General features: G+C 55.3%; 14 protein-coding genes. 9 read left to right on the forward strand and 5 right to left on the reverse strand.

From position 1 onward, the window contains the following. The first annotated feature begins 201 nt into the window (after window positions 1–201). The 3 genes from EOV40_RS02385 to EOV40_RS02395 all read left to right on the forward strand — a co-directional run bounded on the left by EOV40_RS02385 (window position 202) and on the right by EOV40_RS02395 (window position 2183). Window positions 202–1152 carry a hypothetical protein gene (locus EOV40_RS02385; RefSeq protein ID WP_128104939.1) on the forward strand — a complete coding sequence of 317 codons (951 nt, stop codon included), beginning with the start codon at window positions 202–204 and terminating at the stop codon, window positions 1150–1152. Window positions 1153–1245: 93 nt separating this feature from the next. After that, window positions 1246–1638, forward strand: coding sequence for a DUF805 domain-containing protein (locus tag EOV40_RS02390; protein ID WP_128104940.1), 393 nt, complete (start codon window positions 1246–1248; stop codon window positions 1636–1638). Window positions 1639–1748: 110 nt separating this feature from the next. Next, window positions 1749–2183 carry a hypothetical protein gene (locus EOV40_RS02395; protein WP_050819294.1) on the forward strand — a complete coding sequence of 145 codons (435 nt, stop codon included), beginning with the start codon at window positions 1749–1751 and terminating at the stop codon, window positions 2181–2183. Window positions 2184–2297: 114 nt separating this feature from the next. On the opposite strand, the gene EOV40_RS02400 is transcribed toward EOV40_RS02395, so the two are convergent. Then, the gene (locus EOV40_RS02400; RefSeq protein ID WP_050819295.1) at window positions 2298–2798 is read right to left on the reverse strand and encodes a CHRD domain-containing protein; all 501 of its coding nucleotides are present in this window, start codon (window positions 2796–2798) and stop codon (window positions 2298–2300) included. A gap of 372 nt (window positions 2799–3170) precedes the next feature. Here EOV40_RS02400 and EOV40_RS02405 point away from each other — a divergent pair, with 372 nt between their 5' ends. Continuing rightward, on the forward strand, window positions 3171–4484 hold the full coding sequence (locus tag EOV40_RS02405; RefSeq protein ID WP_128104941.1) for a Fic family protein: 1314 nt from the start codon (window positions 3171–3173) through the stop codon (window positions 4482–4484). A gap of 99 nt (window positions 4485–4583) precedes the next feature. Here the strand turns inward: EOV40_RS02405 and EOV40_RS02410 are convergent, their stop codons facing one another. Continuing rightward, on the reverse strand, window positions 4584–5408 hold the full coding sequence (locus EOV40_RS02410; RefSeq protein ID WP_050819296.1) for an META domain-containing protein: 825 nt from the start codon (window positions 5406–5408) through the stop codon (window positions 4584–4586). Window positions 5409–5661: 253 nt separating this feature from the next. On the opposite strand from EOV40_RS02410, the gene EOV40_RS02415 reads away from it, so the two are divergent. The 5 genes from EOV40_RS02415 to EOV40_RS02440 all read left to right on the forward strand — a co-directional run bounded on the left by EOV40_RS02415 (window position 5662) and on the right by EOV40_RS02440 (window position 11777). Then, window positions 5662–7065: a Hint domain-containing protein gene (locus EOV40_RS02415; protein ID WP_128104942.1), complete on the forward strand. Its 1404-nt coding sequence runs from the start codon at window positions 5662–5664 to the stop codon at window positions 7063–7065. A 257-nt stretch (window positions 7066–7322) separates the two neighbouring features. After that, on the forward strand, window positions 7323–7997 hold the full coding sequence (locus EOV40_RS02420; protein ID WP_128104943.1) for a GIY-YIG nuclease family protein: 675 nt from the start codon (window positions 7323–7325) through the stop codon (window positions 7995–7997). A gap of 6 nt (window positions 7998–8003) precedes the next feature. After that, entirely contained in the window at window positions 8004–8381 is a 378-nt protein-coding gene (locus EOV40_RS02425) for a hypothetical protein (protein ID WP_003626226.1), read from the forward strand. A 63-nt stretch (window positions 8382–8444) separates the two neighbouring features. Continuing rightward, entirely contained in the window at window positions 8445–9134 is a 690-nt protein-coding gene (locus EOV40_RS02430) for an invasion associated locus B family protein (RefSeq protein WP_128104944.1), read from the forward strand. Between the two features lie 426 nt (window positions 9135–9560). Continuing rightward, window positions 9561–11777, forward strand: a complete 2217-nt coding sequence (locus EOV40_RS02440; protein ID WP_050819300.1) for a TonB-dependent siderophore receptor — start codon at window positions 9561–9563, stop codon at window positions 11775–11777. An 84-nt stretch (window positions 11778–11861) separates the two neighbouring features. Here the strand turns inward: EOV40_RS02440 and EOV40_RS02445 are convergent, their stop codons facing one another. The 3 genes from EOV40_RS02445 to EOV40_RS02455 all read right to left on the reverse strand — a co-directional run bounded on the left by EOV40_RS02445 (window position 11862) and on the right by EOV40_RS02455 (window position 14055). Beyond that, complete coding sequence (locus tag EOV40_RS02445) at window positions 11862–12392, reverse strand: c-type cytochrome (RefSeq protein WP_128104946.1); 531 nt, start codon at window positions 12390–12392, stop codon at window positions 11862–11864. A gap of 4 nt (window positions 12393–12396) precedes the next feature. Then, window positions 12397–13647 carry an FAD-dependent oxidoreductase gene (locus EOV40_RS02450; protein WP_128104947.1) on the reverse strand — a complete coding sequence of 417 codons (1251 nt, stop codon included), beginning with the start codon at window positions 13645–13647 and terminating at the stop codon, window positions 12397–12399. Between the two features lie 90 nt (window positions 13648–13737). Continuing rightward, window positions 13738–14055: a hypothetical protein gene (locus EOV40_RS02455; RefSeq protein WP_128106179.1), complete on the reverse strand. Its 318-nt coding sequence runs from the start codon at window positions 14053–14055 to the stop codon at window positions 13738–13740. Window positions 14056–14146 lie beyond the last annotated feature (91 nt).

A 14146-nucleotide genomic window follows, 5' to 3' on the forward strand; every position in this document is an offset into this window, starting at 1 on the left:
CTGCCTTTGTGCCTGCTGCGGGGGGGTATAGGCCATTCACAGGGGCGTAAGCCCGCATCCGCACAGAAATGGGGGTGGCCGTGGGTGTGGATATCATGCATCTATGCGCAAGTTTATGCGGCATGGCCCGTGCGGCGGGCCTTGCTGGCTGGTGGGGTTTTTCCGTATTCTGCGGCCAGACCAAAGCAAGGAACAAAGTAGATGTTGGGATTCCGTCCTGTTTTTCTGGCGTTGGGGGCCTGCACTGCCCTGTTGGCCGCGCCCCCGGCGGCTTATGCGGCGGAGAAGAACCCTCATTACGGGCTGCAGATTATGAAGATGCGCCCCGGCCCACCGCCCATGACAGCCGCCACAGCCGCCCCCGGCATTTTGGATTACGATGGCATACCCACCGTATTGGGCACAAATGCGGCCAATGTGGGCGGGCTGATGTATTTTTGCTACCACAACAAGCTGATAACAGACACCACGGTTAAAAAGCTGGGGCGCGAGCTGTCTGAACTGCCAGATGTCAGGGCCTCGTCCGATTACGCATGGGGTGGCATTGGCATGCTGCGCCTTGGCCCAGACCAGATGTTTGATACCCGCACCCTGAACCGAGACCAGCGCGAGGCCGTGTGCTCCCGCACAGCCCTTATGGGGCCAGACCTGCTAAAGGCCGCCCGCAATGGTGATGCCGCATCGGGCATAGATAACCAGCGTGCCTCGGATGAAAAACCCAGATGGCCGTCTGAACCCCCGCCGCCTATCCGCGCACCTGTGGCCGCTGCGGCGGCTGTTCCGGCAGGTGTGGCTGCTACGCACCGGGTTTCTGCCCCTGCGCCTGCGGTTTCCGCCCCTGTTGCGCATGTGGCGGCACCACGCCCGGCTGTATCTGCGCCATCTGCTCCGGCTTATGTGGCCCCGCGTGCCGTGGCGGCCACGCCGCATGTGGCAGCCCCTTCTGCCCCCGCGCCGCAGGTTGTTTCTGCGCCGCCACCGGCTGTTATGGCCCCCACACCTGCGCCAGCACCCAAGCCGGTGCCCTATACGCCGTTGCCCTCGCAGCAGGCCATTCAGGATGAAGTGGCCCAAAAGGCCGAAGCGCGGGAAGCCGCAGCACAGGCCGAATTTGCCCGTCAGGCCGCAGCGCAGGCAGGGGCGGTGCGGTAATACGCGCCAACCACAGCCCAACATACAGGCAGGCCCGCTGGCAGCAATGCTGGCGGGCTTTTGCGTTGCGGGCCTTGCAGAAAGGGGGGAGCCATGTCTGTTTTGATAGAGCAGTTTAAACAAAGTTTTAAGTACACAGGCCGCCTGTCTGTTTCCGATTATCGGATATGGAGCGCATGGCTGCTGCTTCTATTTATACTTACATATATTGCACATTTATATGCAGTGTATGTGCTTGATAATTATGCAGGCTCTTCCATAAATGCCGTAACTGGCGTGCATATGTTTTATGCTGCACTTTTACTTGTATATGTGTTTCTCATGTTTGCCATTACATCTGCTTTGGTCAGGCGGCATCATGATCTGGGGCGCAGTGGCTGGTTTTCTGTTTTGTGGTTTGTTCCATATATAGGCGTGGGTTATTGGATTTACCTTTTATGCGCCAAGGGCACGCCAGGCCCCAATGCCTATGGGCCGCCCGTATAGCCAACGCCTATGTATTCTGCCTTGGCCCACATTCCGCCACTGTTTGCAGGTTAGTGTGGTGGTGTTGAACAAAGCTGCTGCCATATCTATTTGCTATAGAAGTTTGGCAGATGCCTGCCCCAAACCGGCAGGCGCTAGAAAAGACGGATAAAAGAATGCGTAAGATTGTAACCCTTGGCCTAGCAACCCTTATGGCCGCCACCATTGGCACCGCCGCAAACGCCAGCGAACCGGGCGGCTGCCTGAAATACGGCGCAGCCGGTGCTGTGGGTGGCCATGTAGCCAACCATCATGGTGTGCTGGGTGCTGCGGCCGGGTGTGCTGCGGGCATGTATCGCCGTCATGAATACCGTAAGGAAGCCCGCGCCAAGGCTGCGCTGTATGATAAGGAACACCCCGGCGCAAAGGGCACCTATCAGCAGAAAGCCACGGCGTATGATGTGGAACATTCCACCACACCGGGCACCATGCAGCCCAACCAGCAGCAGCCTAATGCTGCCCCGCAGGGTGGTGAAGCCCAGCCAGAAGGCGCACAACACCTGTAATACGCTGCGTTTTATGCCCGCTATGGGGGCCTGAAACGCAAAGCGGCCCCGCTGCCAACACCCCAGATACGGGGCAAGGCGGCGGGGCCGTTTTTTTATGCGCGGGTGTTGGGCTTAGGTGTGGTTGGGGTCTGCGTGGTCTGTCTCACCATTGTAGGGGGATGTCAGCTGCGCGCGGGCTTCACCCTTGGGGTAGGCGGCGGTGTGCAGGTTGAGGTACATCTTGCCATCATGCAGGGCTTTTTCCTGCTCTGCGGTTAAAATGGCGGTGCCAGAAAACGGGCTTTTGAAGGGGCCTTTCAGGGTGATCATATGGTCTGCTTCCTGCCCCGGATCTGCCGGGCCATGAAAATGCGCCACCGTAACCGGGCCGCTTAGCCCATCCCACGTAATGGTATAGCGCAGCTCATGCGTGGAAGGAAAAAACACCGCATCCACCTTGCCGGAGGGGTGCGATGTGGCGCTGTGTTCTGCTGTAAAATCACCGCCAAAGCGTTCGCTGCGTTCAGCATGGGCGGTAGAAACCAGCGTGCTCACAGCCGCCGGAGCCACCGTAACGGCAAGCGTGACGCCCAAAGCCACCTTGCAAAACACTTTTTTGCTGGCTGAAATCATACGAAAGCGCCCTTTCAAACATAACAAAGATATCTGTGCGATATGCCTATAACGGCCCGCTTGGGCACAGGTTCCTGCGCTACCATGCGGGCAAGGCATATGTATATAATATGAGTTGAGCAGTATGGACCATGTTCATCAGAGCAAATCTTTTTCTGAACTGTTCAGTTTGTATTGGCCTATACCGTTTATTTGCAAATAAACGCTACTTCCGCCATAGTGCCTTCAAGAATGATGCGCAGTGCGTGGCTTTCATTTCATTCAAATTGATATTATCTTTCACCAAACAGAGGGGGCGAACCAGAAGGGGCAACTCGCAACGTCAACTCGCAATGTTAACCCGCAAAATTGCGTTTTGATTAGGTTTTCCTTATGCTTTCTGAAGGTTCAGTACCAGCAAAAACGTTACTGGAAACCCCCAGTAAAATGACGCCACTGATTCTCTCAGGAAGCATCTCTGCGTTGATGAGTGACCTTGCTGCAGAAGTTTCCGCAGCTGCGGCGGAGTTAACAGCTTCGATACACCCTATAACACTTGGTAGTGCCGCCAATCTCACTCGAATTATGAATTGCTATTATAGCAACCTGATAGAAGGCCATCGTACAAGGCCACTTTCAGTGGAAGATGTCATTAATAATGGGACGATTATCAAAGGCAGAGAAGACGAGGAAAAAATCAGCCTAGCCATTGCCCATATCAATGTCCAAAAATATATTGACGATCTCCATTGTTGCGGAATGATGGATGATCCAGCAAGTATAGAATTCATATCTACAATACATAGAAAATTTTATGCAGAATTAGGGGGTGTGTTTTTAGATATCAAATCCCCTGATACTGGAGATGTGAAGCGTAGGATGCAGCCAGGCATATTCCGGCAAGAAGGGGAAGATGTAGAGGTTGGTAGGCACAGGCCGCCGTTGGGCGGACAATCTGTTTTGAACTTCCTGAATCTGTATCAGGAAAATTATAAGAGGGATAAATTAGGGCATTTTCGCAAAGCCCAGCGTTTATATGCTATAGCTGCGGCCCATCATAGATTTTCTTATATTCATCCTTTTGATGATGGAAATGGCCGAGTAGCCCGACTTCTAACCCATGCCATGATGCTGGATGCCGGGTTTGGAGCTAAGGGGTTTTGGAGTATGTCCCGAGGGTTGGCGCGTGGGTTGCCTTCTGATGCGCCCATTGTTCCGCCTTTTATTGCGCGGTTATGTGGCGCGGCTGCACCAACTCAGCAATATAAATTTATGATGGCTCATGCAGATATGCCAAGGCAAGGTAGTTTGGATGGGCGCGGAAACTTGTCTGAAAAAGCTTTGTGTGAGTTCTGCGAATGGTTTCTGGCTATTGCTTTGGACCAGATTACGTTCATGTCAAAGCATTTGAATAAAAATAGTCTTATTAGGAATATCATAACCAAATATATTCCTATGCGAGGTTTGGATGTGAGGTCCTCAAAAATACTTGAACAAATTGTTATTTCTGGGGAGATTCCAAGAGCATCTGTAAAATCGCTGCTCGATGTTTCATCAAGAACAGCGAGTACGTTGATTGCAGCTCTTATAAAGGATGGTATTGTGGCTTCTAATAGCCATAAAGATCCGCTTTATTTGAACTTTAGCGTTTCTTCATCGGAAATACTCATACCTGGCTTGTTTAGTGTAGAAGCTTTGTCTGAGTGACTTCTGAATATCTCGCTTAAATATTAAGCCCCTTCTGGAGTATTTGCTGGCAGAAGGGGCTATTTAAACTGTTTTTAGTGCCTGCTGAAACTTTATCTATCAAAACACCTGCCGCAGGCGGATGGTTTTGCCGCCGGAGGTTTGCAGCACAAGGTGTGTGCCATCTGTTGTCCAGCCGGTTACGCTGTTCAGCAGCGGGCGGAAGGTGTTTGCAATGTCGTTCTGTTTGCCGGGGCAGGCCATCAGCGTGCTAATGCCGCCTGCGGGCATGGGCTTTACGCTGCCCTTTGGCCCAAACACCAGCCCGCCCACATAGCGGTTGCAGCCATCCGAGCCAGAAATCTTGCCCGTATCGTTAATATCCAGCGTGGGGGCAAACATGTCTGCCGCCGGGTTGGGGTTTTCATCCGTGGCGCTGTCATCCGTATCGGGCACAAAATTGCCGCCGCGCAGCCTGCGGCCATCCATGGCGGTGACCACCCAGCGCGTATCGTTCAGGCTGGTGGGGGGCACCAGCACACCGCCGCACCCGTGCAGGGTTTTGGTGGCGGAGGTAAGGGTGACGGTATCTGTAAACACCTGCCCGGTCATGCTATCTGTGCAGGCAGATGCGGTGAGGGCGGCTTTGACGTCCGATGCCTCATAATACCGGGTGCCGTTTTCAGAATAAGCGTGGCGGATCACGCGGGCCATGCGCGGGCCATCCGGTGTTTCAACAGAAAGCGCGCCATCAGCCAGTGTCATGTTCCAGAAGGGCTCGTTCCCGCGCGCTTCATACACCCCTTTGGGGCCGGTGGCGGCCACCGGGGCTTCCTTACCCTCTGGCGTGGTGGTGGTGCGGGGTTCTGCACAGCCAGCCAGCGCCGCGCCCGCAGCGCACAGCGCAAAAAGGCCGGGGCGGAAAAAAGGGGCGGAAAAGCGCATGGCCGGGTGTCCTTCTACTTCAGTTGCCCCTTGGCAGCACAGGCGCGCCGGGCGGTGGAAAATGCGTGCCTGTATCTGTGCCGCATAATGCCAGAACTGTTAAGGGGCATGTATGCCACGTGCGGGCCAGTGCCGGGCGTTTTAGGGGTGCGCTGGAGCAGCCGTTGGGGTTGAGAATCATTTGACACGAAATCGAGATAAGATATATTTAACAAAGTCGTTTTACAAATAATTGCTGCAAGAGTTCCCCTTCATGTCTTCTAAAAGTAAGATCCCTAATTCAGGATACAATATCCTTAACTTTGCCCAAATAGACGCATCTGGAAATGTATCTAACATTCAGAATAGTGTTAAAGTAACTTTTGACGGTTCTACTGATTTTATTATTAACGGCCAAATATATACATATAATTATACTTGGGGAGCACGCGGTTCACAGCAGGTCATACTTGGTGATGGAAGCGGCGGTTATTATTTATTAACAGATGCAGATATTGATATATCAAAGTATACATATTTAAATAATTCAATGGGCGGCTCTTCTTCGAATTATTGGCAGGTAAATGGATCGAACGGGGAAAGTACAGACCTTACTTTCAAGGACCGTCATTTTGACCCGTGCTTTCTTGCAGGCACAGAAATCTCGGTAAACGGCGTCACCCGCAAGGTTGAAGATCTGGCGGTGGGTGACCGGATTGACGTGCTTGTAAACGGCAAAACAGAGCAGAAAACCGTAACATGGGTTGGCAAATCAACCAGCGTTGCAGCACCTTTTCTGCCCCTCGATATGGCAGGGTACCCGGTGCGTATTCTTAAGGATGCGCTGGCAGAGGGCGTGCCTTTCAAGGATATGCTTATTACGCCAGAGCACTGCCTGTATCTGAACGGCTGCTTTGTGCCGGCCCGGATGCTCGTAAACGGTCAGTCCATCTTTTACGATCAGTCCTTCACATCTTACGATTATTACCACGTTGAAACTGAAGATCACGCCATCATCACCGCAGATGGTGTGCTGACGGAAAGCTATCTGGATACCGGCAACCGCCGCAGCTTCCGCCAGAGTGGTGATGTGGTTGCCATGCCCCGCAGCCGCAATCTGACATGGGATGATGCCGCAGCCCCCCTGAATGTCTCCCGCGCTTTTGTTGAGCCCTTGTTCCAGCAGTTTCGCGCACGTGCACAAGGCATGGGCCTGCCGCTGCGCACAGAAGCACCGGTTGTAACACATAAGAGCAACCTGCATCTAACAGCAGGCAATGGCCGGGTAATGCGCCCACTGCGCACGGAAAAAAATTACGCGCTGTTTATGATCCCCGCTGGTATTGAAACGGTTTATATCCAATCCAACACCAGCCGCCGGAATGAGGCGATAGGGCCGTTTGTGGATGACCGCCGCACTCTGGGCGTTCTGGTGGGCAATGCCACCATGTGCGAGGGCAACACAACGCGCACCCTCACCTCCTATCTGCAGGATGAAGATCTGGCAGGGTGGAACAATGTGGAGTTTTACCCCATGCGCTGGACAGCGGGAAATGCCTGCCTGCCGCTGGGCCACAGAAAACCGGGCACCATAGCGCTGCTCGCGCTCCAGATTCTGGAAGCCGGCCCTTATATTGTGAGCAATGCAGAGCCAGAAGAAACCGCGCTGCGGGCCTGATGGTATGACCCTGCTCCATATTCTGGGGCAGGGTTTTTTATAGCGTATTCTCTTTTAGCCTTTGCTTGCCCGTGCGCTCAAAACTGGGGTGTTTTCCCCTTAAGCGCATGCTCTGCTTTAACAACAGGCAGAAAACCCTCATATCACACCGCAGCAGCAAGCCGCACACAGGCTAAGTGCAGCCGTGCACGCGCCCCGGTTGCATGCACCTGCACAGTATGGGAGGAGGAGGGCAGACCTTACCAAAGGATGCCTCCATGCCCCAACCCAGCGGATATGACCCCGAAGAAACTGCCGAAATTGGCACAGATGCCGGTTATGTTTATGTGCTGACAAACCCGGTGATGCCGGATTTGATAAAAATAGGTATTGCGCGGGATGTGGCCGCCCGTATGCGTTCCTTGTATCAATCTGGCGTGCCAGTGCCGTTTGAATGTTTTTATGCCAAGCACGTAGCCAGTTGTCGGCAGGTGGAAGCCGCGCTGCACAAGGCGTTTGATCCCCACAGAGTTAATAAGAGCCGTGAGTTCTTTCGGCTGGACCCAGAATGTGCCCGTGCCATTCTGGATGTGATGCCTGGTGAGGAACTGGATCTTTCAGAAGATGCCGGTGCACAAGATGAAAACGATGTGGCTGCCCTGAACAGGGAACAGCGCCGGGCGGAACAGTTTAACTTCGGTATGGTGCATATTCCACCGGGCGCGGTGCTGACATGGGTGCGAGACCCCGCCATGACCTGCACTGTGCATAACAACAAAAGTGTGGAGTTTGAGGGCAAGATTGTCAGTCTTTCAGATGCCGCCCGCATATTGTTTGCACGGGCTGGCTCCAAACAACGGGCGTTCCGTGGGCCGCTGTATTGGCAATATAAGGGAAAGACCTTGCAGGAATTGCGTATGGAACAGGAAAACGCAGATGAAGATGCAGAATAGAGAAGCATGAAAATACAGGGTTACAACTTTTTTTGCGATATGCCGGACGATGCGCGCTACCTGCGCCGCGCCCAGCCGGATGAGCGGTTTATTGAAGAAAACATGATCTTCATTCTGCCAGACAGGCTGCGCAAGTTCCGGCGCAATTTGTGGCATGTGCGGCGCAACCCCGGCCCGGTGCATATTTATGTGCCGCTGTTTAGGGTGGAAACTTTGTTGGAGAGTGACCCCCTGCCGCCAGAATACGGCCCCCCGCAGGATGTGTTTCCGTTTTACACCCACACCACCCGCAGGCGCGGCCGCGCGCTGGATTACTACGTGCTGTTTATCTTTAGGGATAAGGAATCCTACGTGCGGTGTAACGCCGCCTTGCCCGTGCCATAACGGTGCAGGGGGCAACCCATTGCAGCATATGCTGCGTATAGTTACACAACAGGAGTTTCAGGCATGGCCCAGCAGCGTTTTTTAAAAGTGCATTTTGCGCGGGCAGGGCTTTTGGCGGCCTGTTGTGCTGTGGCCGCCCTGCTGCATGCCCCGGCACAGGCCGCCACCAAAGCGCCGGATGCAGATACAACGCTGCTGGATACGCTGCATGATAAAGGCCCCGTTGGCCCCACGCAGGCAGGTATTCCGCAGATAGACCGTAAAAGCGGGGTGATCGAGCATTGGGGCTGGCAGTGCAATTTTAACAGCACCACCAACAGGCCGTTTGTGTGTGGCGTGCAGCAGAACTTTCAGCTGAACGATGTTCAGCACCACGTTGTCAGCACTATTGGCAGCATGCAAATTACGCGCGCCGTGCCACCCAACAGCCCAGCCCGGCTTGCTGAGGCCCCATACAAAATTATCCTGCGGGTGCCGCTTGGCCTTTCATTAAACAAACACTCTTTTCTGGGGGTGGATAACGCGCCCCCCGTACCGCTGGAATGGCAATATTGCGATAATAAAGGCTGCGTGGGCCTGGCCGCCTTTACGCAGGAGCTAATGGACGCCCTGCGCCGGGGCAGCATTGGCCACCTGATGCTGGCCAAGCGTGATGCCGGCGTGCTGACCATAAACTTCCCGCTTGGCGGGCTGGCCCCAGCGTTGGATGCGGCAGATGGTTGGGCCAGCAAGGATGGCGGGGTGTCTCCTTAACGCCACAGTTGCAACTGCAATCTGTTCTCATGCGCAAATTTTAGAGAGCAGCCTTTCCGTGTTTTTCCCATAGGGCGGAGGGGCTGCATGTGCCCGTTTGCAAGCAATAAAGCTCGCCCAGCCAAGCCGTTTTTCAGCCCTTGTGGGGCGCTGTGTTGCGGGTGAGATATCTTGCCAAAGCCCCTGAATATTAAAAGATAGTTTATAAAACATCCGCCCGTATTTTGGGGCCAAATACAGGCTGCGCGTGCGCCTGTTTTGCATGGCATGACCTGCGCATTTACGGTCCCCAAAACCACCCCCAAACCCGCTATATAACGGCAGAAAACCGCAGAAATCTGGCTATCATTTGGTCTTGCAAATGATTCTCAATGTTGGTAACTGCCCACACCTCAGATCAGCAGGAACCACGGGGTAAAAACGGGTATGCACCGCAACAAGGTTATTTTTTGTGCGCTTCCCCTTACATTTTTCATAAGCGGTAAGGTTCTTGCAGCAACCCGGACATCCACATCCGGGCAGCCTCAGCAGGTGGGGGCAACGGCAGCAAAACAGGGTAAGGCCGCCAACAAGGCGCCAACATCCGCCGTGCATGTTGAAGGGGTGGAGGTGCGCGCGCACAGGGCGTCCACCATGGCGTCTTCCGCCACCAAATCCAACACACCGCTGATTGAAACAGCGCAGTCTGTAACAGTAATTACGCGGGATGAAATGGATGTGCGCGGTGTGCTCAGCCTTAATCAGGCCATCCGTTACGCGGCGGGCATTACGTCAGACCTGCGCGGCGGGGGCGTGGGCACGCGGTATGATCAGTTCATGCTGCGCGGCTTTACCGTACCCACCTTTCTGGATGGGCTGAAGGTGCAAAGCAGCCCCACCGGCTATGCCACAGCGCAAACAGATACATCGCGCCTAGATAGGGTGGAGGTGTTAAAAGGCCCGGCATCTGCCCTGTATGGGCAATCCAGCCCCGGCGGGCTTGTGGCCCTTTCCAGCAAACTGCCGATAGACAAACAGTTTTACGGAGATATCACCACCACGGGCGGCAGTTTTGATCTGTACCGTGTGGATGCCGATGTAGGCGGTTACGCCACCAAGGATGGCTCTGTGCAGTATCGGCTGTACGGCACGGTGAATGGCCAGCACAGCCAGCTTGCACGCACGGGCAGCCGCCGTTTTTCCATAAGCCCTGCCTTTACCTTTGGCGCCAAGGGCCCCACCACGCTCACCCTGCTGGGCAATTATCAGTACGACCCCGAAAACGGCACCTATGGCGGCGTGCCGCTTGTGGGCTCCCTCAAACGTGCTTCATACGGTTACCTGCCGCGTAACTTTTATGATGGTGACGTGCCTTTTGAAAAGTTCAACCGCAGGCAGGGTGGCATCACCTATATCCTGAACCACAAGTTTAATGATGACTGGAGCTTTAGCACCCGCGGCCGGTATGATGATATCAAAACCATCTATCGCAGCGTGTATGATGGCGGCTATTACGATACAGACCCCACAATGCTGGCCCGCTCTGCCTTTGGCACCAACGAGCACACGCATAATCTGGCGTTTGATAGCCAGTTTAAGGGCCATGTGCGCACCGGGCCTGTAACGCATGACATGATGTTCGGGTTTGATTACATGCAGCAAAGCGCATCAGAAGTGGGCTATTATGCCTCTGCGCCCTCTCTGAACGTGCTGCACCCCGATTATCACATGACCATGCCCAACATGAGCAGCCCGTATATGAGCTACCAGACGGATTCACACCAGATTGGCATGTACGCGCAGGATGAACTGCGATGGAAAGGACTGATTGTAACAGGAAGTTTGCGGAATGACTGGTATAGATCCCACCAGATGAACTATATCAGCCACACCGGCACCAGTGAGAGCCCACGCCAGATTACGTGGCGTGCATCTGGCCTGTATCATTTTGATTTCGGGCTTGCGCCTTACATCAGCTATTCCACATCCTTCCAGCCGCAATCTGGCATTGTGTCCAACAATGGGGGGCAGAGCTTCCGGCAGGCAGATCCCTCCTTGGGCAAACAGCTTGAAGGCGGCGTGAAGTATCAGTTCCCCGGCACATCCGTGTTGCTCACGGCTGCGGGTTTCCATATCGAGCAAACCAACGTGCTGGTGGCTGTGGGCAATCTGGGCTACAATACGCAAAGTGGCAAGGTGCATTCAGATGGTTTTGAATTTGAAGCCCACGCCCAGCCGTATAAAAACCTGATGATTACCGCAGCCGTAAGCGTGCAGAAGGTAAAGGATGATTCCACCGGCAAGCCGCTTATGCAGTCTGGCAAGGGCAACGCTTCCTTGTTTGCCTATTACACCATGCCCAAAGGGGTGATGAAGGGTTTTGGCTTTGGCGGCGGCCTGCGTTATTCCGCCCCAAGCTATGGGGGGCAGGCCTCTTACGGCAGCGTGCATGTGCCACAATACACGGTGTTTGATGGCTCCATCGGGTATGATCTGTCCAACCTTTCTCCCTCCCTGCGTGGGTGGAGCGTGGCAGCCAGCGTGCGTAACCTGTTTGATAAAAAGTATATCGGCAACTGCATGGCCTATGCCTCTTACGGGCAGGAATGGTGCTATTATGGAGAACGCCGAAATGCCCAGGGCAGCATTGGCTTTAAGTGGTAAGCCATACGCTTTGTAAAACAGGCCAAAATGCCTGATACATTTTAAAAACCCCGCCCACCGTAAACCAGTGGGCGGGGTTGTTTTTTACCGTGTGCGTGGGGCCTTGCCCGGTTGTGCCGCTTTTACAGGCGGCAGCGCATTGGGGGCGGGAAATACCATTTGCGCCAAGCGGTTTTCATCCGCCGGTAGGGGTGTGTGCCCCGGTTCCGTGCCGTTTTCACGCAGCAAAAACGCCATTACATCTATGTTGTCCTGCAGGGGCAGGGTGCCCGGCGCCATCAGCGGCATGGCGTGGGTGATGTAAGCGTACAGCTTGTTCAGCGGTGTGTTGGCCCAGCGTGCCACAAACAGCCCGCGCAGGGGCGGCATATCATGCGCGCCTTCCAGCGCTGCACCGTGGCACATGGCGCAGGTGCCTGCGTAAAGCTGCGCCCCGTGGTCTGCCTGCTCTGCGGTAAAGCTGGGTGCTGTGGGGGCGGGTGGCGTTGCAGAGGCATGGCGCGGGGCGGCAAGGGCTGCGTGTGTGGTGGCCGCAAGCCCGGTTACGGCCAACAGTGCTGCGCAAAACCCTTTGGCCTTTTGGGCCTGTTTTGCAAAAATAGGGTGCTGTGCCATGCCGTTATCCTCTGCGGGGCCGAAAGCGGGAGAACAGATCTTCAAACACGGCCACGGCCTGTTCGGCCTCCGCGCGGTTGGGCTGTTCCATACTGTTGCCCACGCCTTCCAGTTCCCCCAACCCGGAAAGGTTGACACCCTGCACCATCAGCCCATCGGATTTGGAAAGCATGGCCGCACCCTTGTAACGCACGCCATAATTGGCCGCCGGTTGTGGCGGCAGCCACGCCGTTTGCCCACGCACGGGAATAAGAGATTTATCACCCCACAAATCTCGCGCCGCATAGCCGGTGCAGTTAAACACCACACGTTCGGGCAGGTCTGCCAGTTCTGATGGGCTATGGAACTCGCGTATCTCAATCCGCCCGCCAGCCTGATAGAAGTCAGAAAGCAGGGCATGGCCGAACGCGCCAAAATTGTAGATCATAATGGGTTTGCGCCGCGCATACGCTACGGGGAAGGGATTATCCGCCCCGGCCAGAAGCTCGGCTGCGGGTATAATATCCTTTATCCTGTCTGCATATTTGGCAAACTCGGCCTCGCTTTGCGGCATGCCGGTAGAGGCATAGGAACCCTTGCTAATATCGGGCGTAGGTTCGGTATGGTCGGCCTCATCCGGCGGGGTGTCAGAGAGAATGTAATTGTCTCTAAAATCCACCGGGTTGCCGGGCAGGCCCAGATATTCCCGGTAGGTTTGCCACGAATACCGGGCCATGCGCTCCCACGTGGCGGCAAAATCTGGCGTGGCGGCGGTTATCAGCGCAATGCGTGAATCCGGGGTCCAGCTGCCATTGGCCCGAACAGAGCGCGTATGCGGCAGCATGTCCCGCGCATAAATGGTTACGTTCATGCCCGCGCGCTGGGCGGTTAGGGCGGTGGTAAGGCCAATAATGCCGCAGCCAATAACGGCCACGCGTTTTTCCATCAGCGGGGCGGCGCGTTCCACCGCCATGGCGGCAGACCCCCATGAAAGAGACCACCCGCTGCCGCCGTGCCCATAATTGTGCACCACAATTTTATCTGCCACCGGCTCTATTTCCAGCCGGGGGCCAGCGGGGCGGAAGGGGCGCAGGCACACCTTAATGTCCATTATCTGGTCTGCATGTACGCGGGCGGGCGTTAGGGCTGGCACGGTGCCGGGCAGCGCGGTGCGGCCCATGGCCTGTGCGGCCTCTGGCACGCTGGCCCAGCTTTTGCGCCCGGCGGCCAATGCGCCGGCAGCCAGAGAAGCGGCAAAAAGGTTTCTGCGTTTCAAAAGGTCTGTCCTCTATACGGTTTCTGTTTTGTTGCGCAGCGTGGAGAAGGGGCAACATAGCAGGGCAAGGATGTTTCCAAAACCCACATATCAGCCAGTGCGGGTGTGCTCTGCTGCCAGTTCGGCCAGTGTTTGGGGGTCATCATGCGCAATGTCATCCGCCAATGCGTGCAGGGTGGCGGTGCACTCCAGCACAGCCAGCGGGCCAGTGCGGAAGTAAAGCTGCGCCACAAGCGGGGCAATCTGCCCGGCGCAGTTTTGCAAAACTGTCACAATCTGGCGCACGGTGGCGGTATCCTGCGCAAGCTGGCGGGCCATATAGGCGCGCGTGCCGGGCAAAGGCGGCCAGTCCTGCGTGTTGGGCAAGGGGCGCTTGCGGGAGGCGGAAGGCGCTGGCGGTGTGGGCATCATCGGCTTTCGTGCAAGGTGGGGTTTCTTGCACGCTTAGGCAGGACTATGGGGGTGGAAAAGATGCACCGCACCCAGCCGTATGAGGGAA

Source organism: Acetobacter oryzoeni, from assembly GCF_004014775.2.
Taxonomy (GTDB): Bacteria; Pseudomonadota; Alphaproteobacteria; order Acetobacterales; family Acetobacteraceae; genus Acetobacter; species Acetobacter oryzoeni.

What these genes read in the sequence shown, in the direction of transcription:
- EOV40_RS02445 (WP_128104946.1), bottom strand. Translation starts at nt 12,392, where the DNA reads ATGGCACAGCACCCTATTTTTGCAAAACAGGCCCAAAAGGCCAAAGGG.
- EOV40_RS02405 (WP_128104941.1), top strand. Translation starts at nt 3,171, where the DNA reads ATGCTTTCTGAAGGTTCAGTACCAGCAAAAACGTTACTGGAAACCCCC.
- EOV40_RS02420 (WP_128104943.1), top strand. Translation starts at nt 7,323, where the DNA reads ATGCCCCAACCCAGCGGATATGACCCCGAAGAAACTGCCGAAATTGGC.
- EOV40_RS02385 (WP_128104939.1), top strand. Translation starts at nt 202, where the DNA reads ATGTTGGGATTCCGTCCTGTTTTTCTGGCGTTGGGGGCCTGCACTGCC.
- EOV40_RS02415 (WP_128104942.1), top strand. Translation starts at nt 5,662, where the DNA reads ATGTCTTCTAAAAGTAAGATCCCTAATTCAGGATACAATATCCTTAAC.
- EOV40_RS02410 (WP_050819296.1), bottom strand. Translation starts at nt 5,408, where the DNA reads ATGCGCTTTTCCGCCCCTTTTTTCCGCCCCGGCCTTTTTGCGCTGTGC.
- EOV40_RS02400 (WP_050819295.1), bottom strand. Translation starts at nt 2,798, where the DNA reads ATGATTTCAGCCAGCAAAAAAGTGTTTTGCAAGGTGGCTTTGGGCGTC.
- EOV40_RS02395 (WP_050819294.1), top strand. Translation starts at nt 1,749, where the DNA reads ATGCCTGCCCCAAACCGGCAGGCGCTAGAAAAGACGGATAAAAGAATG.
- EOV40_RS02390 (WP_128104940.1), top strand. Translation starts at nt 1,246, where the DNA reads ATGTCTGTTTTGATAGAGCAGTTTAAACAAAGTTTTAAGTACACAGGC.
- EOV40_RS02455 (WP_128106179.1), bottom strand. Translation starts at nt 14,055, where the DNA reads ATGCCCACACCGCCAGCGCCTTCCGCCTCCCGCAAGCGCCCCTTGCCC.
- EOV40_RS02440 (WP_050819300.1), top strand. Translation starts at nt 9,561, where the DNA reads ATGCACCGCAACAAGGTTATTTTTTGTGCGCTTCCCCTTACATTTTTC.
- EOV40_RS02425 (WP_003626226.1), top strand. Translation starts at nt 8,004, where the DNA reads ATGAAAATACAGGGTTACAACTTTTTTTGCGATATGCCGGACGATGCG.
- EOV40_RS02430 (WP_128104944.1), top strand. Translation starts at nt 8,445, where the DNA reads ATGGCCCAGCAGCGTTTTTTAAAAGTGCATTTTGCGCGGGCAGGGCTT.